Genomic DNA, 12455 nt, shown 5'->3' with positions numbered 1-12455 from the left:
TGATTACATCGAAATGTTTTATAACAGTAAGCGTCGGCATGGTTCGAGTGATCAGATGCCACCGACGGAATATGAAAATCAATATTATCGACGACTCAGAAGTGTCTAGATTATCCGTGGCGATTCACCTTTAACTAGTGGGCAGTTACACTGAATTACTGACAGACTCCTGCCAAAATGTCAGACAAACCCCATATTCATCCAGAAGGTCGTCAGCAATTTCAAACTGAAACACCTTATCCGGGAAAGCCTCTGCTAACGCGCGCTTCCAATATCTAGTTATCTGCTCGGCAAATAAATGACAAAGACGATAATCCTCATTTGACAGACCTACTTTAAATACGGGTCGGTTCGGTGCATTTTCCCACTTTGAAAAAAACTGATTTATTGAAAAAATATTTCTGTATCGTTCAACGTCTCTGCGCGATGTACTTTGTACTAATACACTAGATTTACTCTCTACTAGCCCAAGCAAATGAAACCTTTTCGGGTCGTATTGCTGAGCGTTAGGTAGCCAGAAAATATGCCCCTGGATCTCAATAAAATCAGGAGAGAGCAAACCCAGCACAGAAATTGCTTGCTCTAGTGAAACCAAGTGCCCTACATATGAAAAAAATTCTCCGGCGCCAATATCTGAAACAAACAGGCTTAATGACTCTTTAGAAATATTACCCTGATAAACTTTCATCATTTCAATCCTAAACTATCAAGAACCGACTGAGGAACATTTCCCTCAAAAGCTTTTGTATCACTTCCCTTCTTGGGGAAATATATTCCATTCGAAGCTTGGTTCCACTCGACCACCTTAATCCGAGAGTTAGACACATCATATAGTGCGCGCCCCTCAGGTGACTTGCCCCCCTTTATTTAACAAAGGATGATGTTGGTCACGTCCGCCCTGAGCGAGAAGCAGAAGTTCGAGATTGTCTCATAGCCAGTTATCCCTGATTGCGGCTGGATCATATTCAGGTTCAGGGTCAAATAAAGACACTACTAACATTGCAGTGTGTTAATCACCGGGGAGAAGGTCACCCGACTTGCTACATTGAGTTACTTATAACCTGGCTTATCATCATCAAACTAACCATCAGGTTTCCTGTTCACTCATTGATTCCAACAAACGCTTTATCGCTTCCAGTTTTGCTGTCTGGCGACGCATTTCTAGCAACCTGAGAGCATTGAAAACATCGCCTTCATTAAATTGAGCACGACTCAGTTTGCCCATATCCTGATTCAGTAATTCCAGTTCATCATCAGTTATTGGTGGTCTCATTTTGTTCCCCAGATCATTATTGATTTAAAAATAGATTATGAAAATGTTGTATGGTAGAAAATCTGTTAAGGCAAGAAAATACTTATCGGTGTGTTGACCAGCTCCCCGTTAATCAACACAAACTGATGTCAGCAACGTCTGTTCCTGGCACGAAAGAGTCGATCAGGGGGCAGACATGTCTGCTCAGAGCGAACAGAGGGCATTGCTAACAGCATTCCGTGTGAATCAACGAGGAGCTGGTTATCAGTGCACTTGAGATGTGCTGGAAGCCGGGCATTAAAGAGGCGATGCTGACAATTCGCAAAAATTGTATCTGTCTTAGCCATCCGTTTAGACCGTTGTAAAACTTTTCCGGCATTTTTCGTTACAGTTTTCTCCAGTGACGCCCACAATTTTTAAAATGCATAATAGTAAAAAAATTTGTTGACGCATCAAGGGATAGGGGAGCGTTTATGAGTAGTAGAAAAAGCTACATACCGCATATTATGCGGATAGATTCCACTCTGGGGGAGTGTGGCAACAACAAGCCAGAAGAAGTTTTGTGGTTTCAGCAAACACTTAGTGAGTCAGGTTATCAAGAATTAACCGGACGAGACGTTAAGATTACAGGCAAGTGTGACAGGGATACGATTGAAGGTATTCGCTGGTTTCAGAATATGCTCTCTATGAAGCCTACCGGAATGATTCATCCTGGAGATATCTGGCTTCAGGAAGCTATAAATAATGTTGTTTTACAGCCATGGCGTAAGACTGTCGGGGCGGCACAGCTAAAGGTGCCTGAAGGCCAGGTTACCTTTGATGCTGAAGGGAATGATTATATATTCCCGGATTATGCTCCCAAGAGGGCACCCAAAAGACCTGACTATTTCTCCCGAATACTGCACTGGCCTGGCGATGTATCAGGCGTCACACTGGGTCGCGGTTACGACATGAAGATGCGAACTGCCGGAGAGATTTTTTCAACTCTGCGAAGTCTTGGTATAGAAGAATATCGCGCAGTGATTGCATCAAACGCAGCATATCTTAGTGGAAGACAGGCAAAGGTTTTTGTCGATACCACATGGCAGCTATTTGGTGAGATAAGCTATGTGCAACAGATTGAATTATTCAAACGTTCTTATTTAGAGAAAAAGAATTACGCCAAACCTTTTTATGAAAAAACAGCAGCAAAAAAAACGAACGCACCCTCATGGGATCAACTCGACCACAAAATAAAAGATGTCGTTGTCGATATTTTTTACCAGGGCATAAGACATCCAGCAAGCTTAATAGAGGCTGCAATTGCTGGCAGAACAGCGCTTATTAACTTCATCCGGGAAGATTCATCACTTATGCGTTATGAGTCTACAAGACACAGAATCAGGTATTTACAATGAAGAAAATAATATTAGCGATTGCTTTTTTGGCTTTAGCCCCGTCAGCCTTCAGTGCTGAAAAAGCAGATATTATCGCCGGGTCAGAAACTGATACTTGTTGGCATAATAATGCTGACCGTGGAAAAGCTTCTGAATGCTTACACGCTCTTAGTGACAAAAGCAATCAAAGCATGGATGAGTTAATTGCCAAAACAGTCGCGCAAATAAAGGAGAACAATACTGGGCCCGTATATAAAAGTAAGGATCCTCAACTCACCATTGGTGATGTCTTCAGTAAATTTTTCCTGGAATCGCAAAATTCATGGAAAGAGTATCGCAAGAACTTCTGTTTAGGCGTTGGGTCGCAAATCGGCGAGGACACCTATGATTACTGGCCCTATATTTATCAGTGCCAAATCAATCTTAATAAGCGGCATACTGAAGAGATAAAAATGCTTCATGCCGATGAAGAGTGAGTGAGATTAGTTGCCTGCTGACTGACTTTTTGTCGTTCAGCAGGCTTAATTGACTTGCTCCCTATAAATTAACATATCTCAATGCTATCAATGTCCGCTCTTGGCACGAAGCTGACCAGATAACTGAGCTGAGGTCTGCTCTGAGCGAACAGCGGAAGTCCGTAATTTATCCCACAGCTGATGACGCGTGTTAATAAATGTGGAGCAGGTCAAGGCTGTTCGCAGCCTAACCCCTATGCTGACAAATTGTTGTTTGAGTGGTTATTCAGGTTTAAAGCCTGGTTTGCCGTTAGCTTCACGCCATTTTTTTATCGCATTGATAATCCCTTGTGTTGAATTATCTGCATTCGGTTCAGGATAATATATAAGATCCCAACCATCGGGATGTTCTGTCAATTGACTGAAGTTATAAATGGCTTCGTCATGAGCTGATTCTGATAGGAAATCCGCCGTTTTGATTTTTGTAATAAATTCATAAAATTCTTTTTCTGTATAATCGGATAATTTTTTTTCAGCCATTTTATTTATCCTTATGAATATCAATGTGTCGTATAGGTGTTATGACCAACTCCCTATAAATTAACATATCCCGATTGTAAAGGGGGTGAGCATCGCCAGTAATTCACGACAGGTTTCATCGGTGCGAGAGCCAAAAGTGTAAGCCAGTACGCCACAATTTTTCGTGTCGTACGCGTACCAGAGCCAGTGTTGCCGGGCTTTGCTGCCAACAAACCTCCATTGCTCATCAAGTTCACAGATAAGCGTGACATCAGCATGAACCACCGGAGATGACGTTATTCGTCGTGGTGAGAGTTTTTTAAAGTCCGGATGACCATGTTGATACCGACTTTCAGCGTTCTGGCGGTGTCGCGAACCCCTGCACCGTTGAAGGCCATTTCGGTGATCTGCTCTTTAACTCCCGGCTTACGGGCTTCATAAGATTAATTGAGCTGAAACACGCGATGACATTCACGGCAGCGGAATCGGTCGTGCCCTTTAGGATTCAGCTTATGACGGTACACCAGAGCGGACTGACAACGGAGACAATGAACGGTAACTCTGGCCATGAAATAACCTCAAAAGCAAGCATTATACATCAAATTCAACCAATTAGAGGCACCACCTTTAATTGGCAGGTATTATCAGACTTTCAGTTAAATAGATTGTTGTGCAAAAAATGCATAATGCCTAAAAACCATTATTAACAGTTCCAGCAATACATTGGCAGCCAAAATTATTTTTTCTACACGAAAAGAAGCGTAGTTAGTCGCAAGATTATTTTTATCTGTATTGCTTTTAAATAATCTGTGCTGCATCTGTTCGTTGGTACACCTAACTTCCACAACATAGAGATAGTAATGCTATAAATTTATATTCTAATGCTGAGGATACAAACTCTCACACTAAACACCTGCTGATAATATTCCCTTCTATAGGAAGTAGTGGTGGGTAAGGTTATCGTCGGAATAACTAAAGAACCTGATTTTCTGTTTGTAAATACGGTTTTTAGATATGACGGGATGCTTATTAAAACAGATTAGCGACCAGTGACTGTAAGACATCAAGCATGAATTTCATCAAAAGCATAAACGGAGGCACAATCAATGGGTAGTTATTTTAATGATTCACCAGTGTCCTATGGAGCCGATGGTTCTACCCGTGTCAATCTTTCACATTCTGATGCAAACGGAACAGCATCAGGTAATGGAAATTCGGGAGAACATGCATACTCAGGTGATTCTGTAATCAAGCCAAACCTTGTTCTCTATAACGGCCAAATGGGGTACTGGGTATACCGCGAAATAGTTGGTTCAGAACACGATCGTACAATCAAAACTTTTATTTCTGTAGGTCCCTCAGAAGCGCAAAAACAGGCTGCTGCTAACAAACTGGCACAGGAAAAGCAGCAGTCTGAAATTGCTGCCAAAGAGTTCGCCGGAAAAATTGCGCAAGCCGCAACCGTTGCAGAGCAGCAGCGACTCGCCGCCGTCAATGCCGCAATCGCTGCAGGGCAATACCAGTCTGTAACTGAGTCGCAGAACAATCTTGATATGGCGACACAGGAGGCTTCAAATCTGAAATCTCTTGCAGACAATGCGCTGAGTCAGGCCCTGAATAAGCGACAGGCGGCTGCCAGTACAGCAGTTGCTGCTTCACAGGCAGAACAGGCCTGGCAGAACATCACGCAGACTATTGAGAGTAAGCGCCCTCGCGGTAAAAGTATTATCGCTAAAAACGGTATGCTCGGTTATGAGGAACTTCAGACCCGGGATACAGCGGAGCACACGATAACCTTCCGCGCATTTGTCTCTGTTGGTATTTCTGTAGCACAGCGTGACGCCGCCCAGGCAGACGCAGTGAACAAACGAAATGAGGCAAATCAGCTTGACGCTGAAGCCCTTTCTGCTGAACAGGCCAGCTTCCTTGCCAGCATGAATTACAACAATGCCGAAACGCGACGGCAGGCAGCATCAGCCGCCCTGAATGCTGCTCAGCAGGCTGCCGCCCGCGCAGTAGAAGCAGAGCGTCAACGACAGGCAGCAGAAACCGCGGCGGCCGCAGCAGCGGAGCAGCAACGTCTTGCCGATACAGCGGCAAAAGCGGCCGAAGAAGCCCGTATAGCAGCGGAACAGGAAAAAGTCCGTCAGGCGCGCCAGGCCGCAGCAGATAAACTTAAATCCACGAACATACAATCCGTGCGGGGTATTCCGGCCAGTGCTGTACCCGCCACATTTCCGCTTATCTGGTCAGTCGCCTCTGCTGGCGGGATCTCGCTGGACAGTGGTGTGGCTGCAGGTGTCTGGTCGCGAATGACAATGGCACTGGCAGAGCTGCGGGGTATAGCCGTAGCGGGAATGTCAGGTCCGGTGGCTGTGGTCATTGCGGGACTTTTGTATTCAGAAGATGCCGGAGCCGGTAGCGATATTGTCCCCGGCCGGGATATCAGTTCCCTAATGCCGTCTGATGCACTTTCCCTGCCTGACCAGGCAACGCTGGAGGATGCGGCTGACAGCGGTAAATCTGTTTCCATGCCAGTTCGCGGCCGTATGGTGATGCGTGTGGATGGAACGCTTGAGACGCAACTGATACGCACGCCGGTTGCCGGTGATGTACTGGTAGTACGTGCCATTCTGGACAAAGAAACAGGATACTGGGGATACACACTACCGGCTATGTCGGGTGTGCCGTCACAGACCATTCTGGTCAGCCCTGCAGACGCCCCTGGGGTGAATGGTCCCCTTGGACTAACAGGGCCTGTTCCGTTGCCGGAAACCATTGTGCATACGGGTGACCATGCTGAAGTCCCTTCGGGTGATACGGTAACGGTCACGCCTGTGCCGGGGAACCCGGATTTCCGCGACTTTATACTGATTTTTCCTGCAGAGTCCGGCCTGAAGCCCCTGTATGTAATGCAGAACAGTCCGTACGGTGAGGTGACGGGAAAAGGCAAATACAGCGGTCGTCCTTATAACCCCGATAAGGCTGGTGGTCCGGTGCAGGATCTGGACTGGCAGGGTGCAGTCATCAATCAGGCCGGAATTGATAAGGTGAAACTGCATACAGCGCGGTTTGGTGAGTCGATTGACAATACGATGATGATTGCGCGTCTGGAAAAAATTCTCAGCGGTGAATTAGACGTGACGGATACGGACAGGCGCTTTTATACTCATGAACTCAGAGAGCTGGAACGTTATCGTACCCTTGGGATCGCAGATGGATCAGTACCGGATAATGTAATGAAAGCGGCTGAAGTCTGGAATAATGCTCATACAGCAACATTAGAAGATTTCAAACTTAAATCAGAATATACGCTTTTTTATACTCCTGAAGCGATAAAAGCTGCCGAAGAACAAGAGATGAGAGGTGCTAAATGATTGACTTAAAAGATTTATTTTCTAAAGAAAATGTAAAAGACATCATCATTTTCTTCGCGGGATTATCAAAAAGTATTGGTTACCCGCATCTGGATCGTTATTTTGTACAATATCGTTTCAGTGCAATTGAAACGGGTGAGTTCATAAGTACATTTCATGCGTTGAGCGATCAGGGCATCGTTTCCATGGGCGACAAAATGAGCGTAATTAAAGGACCTAACTGGAAAGAACCTGAATTTGTAAAACAAAAAAAATACGGCATTGAATGATCCACCTGAGAAGCCCCTGAACAGGGGCTCCTTGGACTGACCCCACGCCCGTAGACAAATTCTGTCCTCACGATTGGGCCTGTTCGAAGGCCTCCGGACTAACGCCGCCTTGGTGACTGTGGCGCCGGGCCCGGTTGTAGAACACTTCAATGTAATCGAGGATATCCGCCCGGGCCAGATCCCGGGTTTTGTATATTCTCTTCCTGATGCGTTCTTTTTTCAGTGAACTGAAGAACGATTCGGCCACTGCATTATCCAAACAGTTGCCACGCCGGCTCATGCCCGGGGCCAGGTTATTGGCCCGGCAGAAGCGCTGCCAGTCGTCACTGCCGTACTGACTACCTTGATCGCTGGGTACGATGACCTCGCCGTCCGGTTTTCGGCGCCAGACCGCCATCATCAGCGCTTCGAGCGCCAGTTCGCGTGAGAGAGTGGGTTTCATCGACCAGCCGACCACATTACGGGCGAAGAGATCGATAACCACCGCCAGATATAACCATCCCTGCCAGGTGCGGATATAAGTAATATCGGTGACCCAGACCTGGTTGGCCCGGACAACGGTGAACTGCCGCTGCACGCGATTAGGAGCAACGACTGAAGGCCTGCCGGCGATACGACGTGGTGCTTTATAGCCGCGTACAGCTTTAATCCGGTTCAGTTGCATGATGCGGCCCACCCGGTTTTTACCGCAGGTTTCCCCGATTTCGTTCAGATCGCCATGAACCCGCCGGTAACCGTATACGCCTCCGCTCAGGGAATATGAGTCGCGGATAAGTATCAGCAGGCGCTGGTTATCTTTATCACGCGCCGGGACAGGGTTATGCAGCCACGCATAGAACCCTGCCCGGGCGACATCAGTACCCGACAATCCTCTGAGCCATGCAAGCATTAGATCAATTATTTCGGCCCTGAAGGGCGAGTTGGCGCGTATTGAAGGTGAAATGGCGATTCACATCAAGAAGCATTTCAGTGAATTATCCGAGCTTCTGAACGCAGTTAAAGGCGTTGGAACTGCGACAGTCGCCGTGCTACTGGCAGAAGTTCCGGAACTTGGCTCACTGTCACGACGAGAAATTAGCGCCCTTATTGGAGTTGCTCCAGTAAACAGGGATTCCGGTACGATGCGCGGTCGCCGAACAGTATTCGGAGGGCGAGCTTCAGTCCGTACAGCGCTCTATATGTCAGCCCTGGTTGGGACGAGGCACAACCCGATAATTAAAGAGTTCTATACACGCCTGGTTGCCGCAGGAAAACCCAAAAAAGTCGCACTGACGGCCTGCATAAGAAAATTGTTGACCATACTGAACGCAATGCTGAAAAAGAATGAAGCATGGGATCCAATGTATCACCAACATGCTTCGTAAACGGGCGCTAAAGACAGTTGCTATGCTCAAACTATAGGGCAGGATCGTCTACCGTGGCGGGGTCAGTCCACTTTTGTCACTTCGGCGCACTTTGTTTTGATCTGCCAGTAGGTTTTGATTAGCGCCTCAGTCATCATGCTAACTGTCGCGTCCGGGCATTCAGGATCTCTCATTGCAGACATGAGGAAACGATAGATCCCACCCGGAGCGGAATCTATCACAGAGCGGTTAAATCAACTGCCCGCCGGAAACTTCAATGCGCTGACCGTTGACCCATCGGTTGTCCTCCCCCAACAGGCTGGCAACCATAGGGCCGATATCGTCAGGAAGTCCCACACGTCCAAGTGCAGTCATACCTGCAAAGGCTTTGTTGTAATCGGGAATGTCACGTACCGCGCCACCCAGGAAATCCGTTTCAATCGCGCCAGGCGCAATGGTATTGACGGTAATACCGCGGCTGCCCAACTCTTTAGCCATATAAACGGTGAGCACTTCAACCGCACCTTTGGCGGCCGAGTAGGCCGAGAACCCAGGAAACGACACTCGAGTCAGACCCGATGAGAAATTGATGATCCGCCCGCCATCGGCCAGTATCGGAAGAAGTGACTGGGTCAGGAAAAATACCCCTTTAATGTGGACGTCAAAGAGCGCATCAAACTGCTCTTCTGTGGTATTCACGAAGTCGGCCATTTCTCCATGCCCGGCGTTATTGATGAGATGGTCGAACGTATCGCGCCCCCAGTTATCTTTCAATGCTGCGCGTACGGCGACCACGAAATCGGGAAACGAGGACACGTTGCTCACATCCAGTTGAAGCGCAACTGCCTTACGACCAAGGGACCGGATATCTGCCGTCACTGCTTCTGCGGCTTCTTTACCATTACGATAAGTGATGATCACATCGCCACCATGGCGGGCAATGCTCAGCGCAGTATTTCGACCAAGCCCGCGACTGGCACCGGTCACAAGAGAAAGGGTTGTCATAAAATATCTCCTGATGAGTGGAGATATAATACTATCCATCGCGATGCATTTTAGGTTGCCCGATAACATCAAAAACTTGCCTGATAATTTTGAATTTTCTCTTCAGTCAGAGTCAGGCTAATATTAGCGCACATTCAACTCGCATTTATTAGCCTAAAAATATGATGGAGATGACCCGATTATCTGAAGGATGCGCCTCAGACACTGTTGAGTCTGAAGATGCAAAGACGACTGCGGCGCTGCTACGGGTGGCCCGGAAATATGCCGATGCGCACTTCAATAAAGAAGGTGTAGCAATAACGCTCATGCCGGGGGTATTCATCCTGAGCGAGACTGCACCTTCATTGTTGCAGTTCGCCATTACTAAACCGCTGGTCGCACTTGTGCTGCAAGGGCGCAAGCGCGTGATGATGGGCAGTCATACTTTTGATTTTGGCGCGGGGGAGTCTTTGCTGATTACTGTGGATGTGCCTACAGTAAGCCAGGTTATCACCGCCAGCGCCACTATCCCCTATTATTCGCTGGTCGTGGAACTTGACGCCGCTGTGATTACCGAACTGGTTGGCGATATGGAAAAACTGGAGGCCGCTCCGGATCTGCCCGTGCGGGTTGACCAAATCGAAGAGGACGTTGCAGAAGCGGCTTTGCACCTGCTGAAATTGCTCGACAGACCCCATGCGTTGAAGATGCTGGGGCCCCAGTTGGTGCGCGAGTTGCATTACTGGCTGCTCTCCGGACGATATGGCAAATCTATGCGCGCCCTGGGAAATATTGATAGTCATGCCCGACGGATCTCCCGGGCTGTAGAGATTATTCGGGCTAAATATGATCAACCATTACGGATCAAAACACTGGCCGACGCAGCGGGTATGAGTATTTCTGTTTTTCACACTCATTTTCGCAACGTTACAACGCTCACACCGCTGCAATTTCAGAAACAGTTGCGCCTGGTCGAAGCTCGCAGACGTATGCTTGCGGAAGGTGCTGCGATCAGCACGGCGGCTCACAGCGTAGGCTACGAGAGTGTGACGCAGTTTACGCGTGAATATTCACGCATGTTCGGTCAACCACCGGCTCGTAGTATCCGTGAAGCACGCAAAAGTGGGTAGCAGGCAAAGCCCGTTGATACGACGGGTTGTTCGGCTTAACTTAACAGTCGAGATGGTTTTTAGCACATGCCCAATAAATCGGCACAGCGGCGATAGCCACAGTCTCAGGGGCTGTATCCGAACCATGTCTTGGGCATGGACTTTGTCGCCGATGCGCTGTTTGACGGAAGGCGGTTACGCCTGCTGACGATAATTGATTTGTTCACACGTGAATGTCTGGGGATCTGCGTGGGCCAGAATCTGCGCTCAACGGAAGTGGCGGAGATGCTGAACACCATTGCGCTCAGACGCCCCTTACCACAGTTGCTGAAAACCGATAACGACTCTGAATTTGCAGGGAAAATGCTGGACAAGTGGGTGTATGAACGGGGGATCCGTATAGACTTTTCCCGGCCGGGAACACCGACGGACAATGCCACGATGGAGTCGTTCAACGGCAGGCTGCGCTAGGCGTGCCTGAACGAGAACGGGTTCATGTCTCTGGAGGATGCACGGTGCAAAATCGAGGCTTGGCGCATACACAATAATCAGAGGCGTCCCCATTCTGCACTGGGCTGGATGACGCCATCTGAATTCGCTGAGAAGTCTGCCGGTTGGCAGAATATGCAGCCAACATGAAGCCGGTTATTCCTGATTACGACTGGAGCATATTCGGGGTCAGGATCACAATAGCCTCATTACGAGTATAAAGCTGTATTAATCAATGAGGAGCCGGTCAATGCGGGATTTTCGACTTATGGATTTGATTCAGGTGACAAAATTAAAATGAGCAGTGTAGAGAGAGATAAGTACCTTGGGTATAGTTTTGCGGTTGTGGCGATAGTTGTCATAATCATAACTACTTTCACAACCCCCAATCCTACATCTTACCAATATACAGTTTACCGAATAGTTCTGGCTCTAGCTGCTGGAGGAATTGGTGCAGTTCTGCCAGGTCTCCTGGGAGTAAAATTTAAAGGGCTGTTAAGAGCATCTGGCGCAGCGGCGATCTTCGCTATAGTGTATTTCATAAGCCCAGCTTTGCTTCAACAAAATCCTGAATTTGCAAGTAAACCTGTACCGCCTACAGTGATTGATGCATATGCCGTTAATAGTTCCAATCGCGATAGATACCTCGAATTATTTCGAACAGGACAGTTCGGTCAGCGGGACAAGCTGCGCATCGGTTGCGTTGAGTGGAGTGAATCATCGTGCGTGGCTGCTGGTAATTTTTTGCGATTGTTAAGCGAAGCTGGCTGGGAAATCGATTCTGACGCTGTATTCAGAATGCAACCATCCGTGCCAGTTGAGGGCGTATCGATTGTAAGCCGTGGCGATGATCTGGTCGGTTTGCCGAAAGTACCACCCCACATGGGCCGTTGGAGTCGATCAGACATTAGCTATGAAATTTTGACAGCGGCATTTAAATTGAAGGGAGTTCCGGTTTATTTTTCCAGTGACCCAACATTACAACCAGGTACTACCGGAGTGTACTTTGGACCGAAACTGGAAGTACCAATCAAGCAAAAAGATGAGAATGTACGACGTGAGCTTCTCCGCTACGTCGGCTTGGGAATGGCTATTCAGCGAGCTTGCTCTCAGCAGTCCGTTGAATCGCCACGGATAATCTAGACACTTCTGAGCCGTCGATAATATTGATTTTCATATTCCGTCGGTGGCATCTGATCACTCGAACCATGCCGACGCTTACTGTTATAAAACATTTCGATGTAATCAAAAATATCGCTGCGGGCTTCTTCCCGCGTTCCAT

At 47.8% G+C, this 12455-nt stretch carries 12 protein-coding genes and 4 pseudogenes; 9 read left to right on the top strand and 7 right to left on the bottom strand.

Going from position 1 to position 12455, the window contains the following annotated elements:
* Positions 1-109, top strand: a 109-nt coding sequence (locus BN2591_RS24315; RefSeq protein WP_143468256.1) for an IS3 family transposase, incomplete at its 5' end; no start/stop codon positions are given.
* Positions 110-145: 36 nt separating this feature from the next.
* Here the strand turns inward: BN2591_RS24315 and BN2591_RS14670 are convergent.
* A complete protein-coding gene (locus BN2591_RS14670) occupies positions 146-691 on the bottom strand; it encodes a hypothetical protein (RefSeq protein ID WP_208616144.1) in 546 nt (181 codons plus the stop codon).
* Positions 692-1087: 396 nt separating this feature from the next.
* Positions 1088-1273 (bottom strand): hypothetical protein, encoded by a 186-nt coding sequence (locus BN2591_RS14665; RefSeq protein ID WP_045514394.1) that lies wholly within the window; start codon positions 1271-1273, stop codon positions 1088-1090.
* 452 nt (positions 1274-1725) lie between these two features.
* On the opposite strand from BN2591_RS14665, the gene BN2591_RS24745 reads away from it, so the two are divergent.
* Together BN2591_RS24745 and BN2591_RS14655 are read left to right on the top strand one after the other, a co-directional pair.
* Positions 1726-2649 carry a peptidoglycan-binding protein gene (locus BN2591_RS24745; RefSeq protein ID WP_045514393.1) on the top strand — a complete coding sequence of 308 codons (924 nt, stop codon included), beginning with the start codon at positions 1726-1728 and terminating at the stop codon, positions 2647-2649.
* On the top strand, positions 2646-3104 hold the full coding sequence (locus BN2591_RS14655; protein WP_052679833.1) for a lysozyme inhibitor LprI family protein: 459 nt from the start codon (positions 2646-2648) through the stop codon (positions 3102-3104). Before BN2591_RS24745 ends, BN2591_RS14655 begins: the two co-directional genes overlap by 4 nt.
* 261 nt (positions 3105-3365) lie before the next feature.
* Here the strand turns inward: BN2591_RS14655 and BN2591_RS14650 are convergent, their stop codons facing one another.
* On the bottom strand, positions 3366-3623 hold the full coding sequence (locus BN2591_RS14650; protein WP_086872632.1) for a bacteriocin immunity protein: 258 nt from the start codon (positions 3621-3623) through the stop codon (positions 3366-3368).
* A gap of 66 nt (positions 3624-3689) precedes the next feature.
* Positions 3690-4171 (bottom strand): annotated as a pseudogene (locus BN2591_RS14645) (IS1 family transposase); the annotation flags it as partial.
* A gap of 537 nt (positions 4172-4708) precedes the next feature.
* Between BN2591_RS14645 and BN2591_RS24300 the strand changes: the two are divergent.
* Complete coding sequence (locus tag BN2591_RS24300; protein ID WP_143468255.1) at positions 4709-6979, top strand: S-type pyocin domain-containing protein; 2271 nt, start codon at positions 4709-4711, stop codon at positions 6977-6979.
* Positions 6976-7248, top strand: coding sequence for a hypothetical protein (locus BN2591_RS14635; RefSeq protein ID WP_086872630.1), 273 nt, complete (start codon positions 6976-6978; stop codon positions 7246-7248). Before BN2591_RS24300 ends, BN2591_RS14635 begins: the two co-directional genes overlap by 4 nt.
* Positions 7249-7315: 67 nt before the next feature.
* Here BN2591_RS14635 and BN2591_RS14630 read toward each other — a convergent pair.
* Positions 7316-8104 (bottom strand): annotated as a pseudogene (locus BN2591_RS14630) (IS3 family transposase); the annotation flags it as partial.
* 19 nt (positions 8105-8123) lie between these two features.
* Between BN2591_RS14630 and BN2591_RS14625 the strand changes: the two are divergent.
* Positions 8124-8612: pseudogene (locus BN2591_RS14625) on the top strand (transposase); the annotation flags it as partial.
* A gap of 228 nt (positions 8613-8840) precedes the next feature.
* Here the strand turns inward: BN2591_RS14625 and BN2591_RS14620 are convergent.
* Positions 8841-9596: an SDR family NAD(P)-dependent oxidoreductase gene (locus BN2591_RS14620; RefSeq protein ID WP_086872628.1), complete on the bottom strand. Its 756-nt coding sequence runs from the start codon at positions 9594-9596 to the stop codon at positions 8841-8843.
* A 248-nt stretch (positions 9597-9844) separates the two neighbouring features.
* Here BN2591_RS14620 and BN2591_RS14615 point away from each other — a divergent pair, with 248 nt between their 5' ends.
* The 3 genes and pseudogenes from BN2591_RS14615 to BN2591_RS14605 all read left to right on the top strand — a co-directional run bounded on the left by BN2591_RS14615 (position 9845) and on the right by BN2591_RS14605 (position 12316).
* Entirely contained in the window at positions 9845-10705 is an 861-nt protein-coding gene (locus tag BN2591_RS14615) for an AraC family transcriptional regulator (protein ID WP_086872635.1), read from the top strand.
* A 72-nt stretch (positions 10706-10777) separates the two neighbouring features.
* A pseudogene (locus BN2591_RS24740) lies at positions 10778-11323 on the top strand (integrase core domain-containing protein); the annotation flags it as partial.
* A 147-nt stretch (positions 11324-11470) separates the two neighbouring features.
* On the top strand, positions 11471-12316 hold the full coding sequence (locus BN2591_RS14605; protein ID WP_244173013.1) for a hypothetical protein: 846 nt from the start codon (positions 11471-11473) through the stop codon (positions 12314-12316).
* Here BN2591_RS14605 and BN2591_RS14600 read toward each other — a convergent pair.
* Positions 12313-12455, bottom strand: a 143-nt coding sequence (locus BN2591_RS14600) for an IS3 family transposase (RefSeq protein WP_143468252.1), incomplete at its 5' end; no start/stop codon positions are given. The two genes, BN2591_RS14605 and BN2591_RS14600, sit on opposite strands and share 4 nt — an antisense overlap.

The organism is Kosakonia pseudosacchari (genome assembly GCF_900184035.1).
Taxonomy (GTDB): Bacteria; Pseudomonadota; Gammaproteobacteria; order Enterobacterales; family Enterobacteriaceae; genus Kosakonia; species Kosakonia pseudosacchari.
The sequence above is the reverse complement of the archived record's forward strand: the minus strand, read 5'-3'. Positions and strand labels throughout refer to the sequence as shown.

What these genes read in the sequence shown, in the direction of transcription:
- BN2591_RS14670 (WP_208616144.1), bottom strand. Translation starts at nt 691, where the DNA reads ATGATGAAAGTTTATCAGGGTAATATTTCTAAAGAGTCATTAAGCCTG.
- BN2591_RS14665 (WP_045514394.1), bottom strand. Translation starts at nt 1,273, where the DNA reads ATGAGACCACCAATAACTGATGATGAACTGGAATTACTGAATCAGGAT.
- BN2591_RS24745 (WP_045514393.1), top strand. Translation starts at nt 1,726, where the DNA reads ATGAGTAGTAGAAAAAGCTACATACCGCATATTATGCGGATAGATTCC.
- BN2591_RS14655 (WP_052679833.1), top strand. Translation starts at nt 2,646, where the DNA reads ATGAAGAAAATAATATTAGCGATTGCTTTTTTGGCTTTAGCCCCGTCA.
- BN2591_RS14650 (WP_086872632.1), bottom strand. Translation starts at nt 3,623, where the DNA reads ATGGCTGAAAAAAAATTATCCGATTATACAGAAAAAGAATTTTATGAA.
- BN2591_RS24300 (WP_143468255.1), top strand. Translation starts at nt 4,709, where the DNA reads ATGGGTAGTTATTTTAATGATTCACCAGTGTCCTATGGAGCCGATGGT.
- BN2591_RS14635 (WP_086872630.1), top strand. Translation starts at nt 6,976, where the DNA reads ATGATTGACTTAAAAGATTTATTTTCTAAAGAAAATGTAAAAGACATC.
- BN2591_RS14620 (WP_086872628.1), bottom strand. Translation starts at nt 9,596, where the DNA reads ATGACAACCCTTTCTCTTGTGACCGGTGCCAGTCGCGGGCTTGGTCGA.
- BN2591_RS14605 (WP_244173013.1), top strand. Translation starts at nt 11,471, where the DNA reads ATGAGCAGTGTAGAGAGAGATAAGTACCTTGGGTATAGTTTTGCGGTT.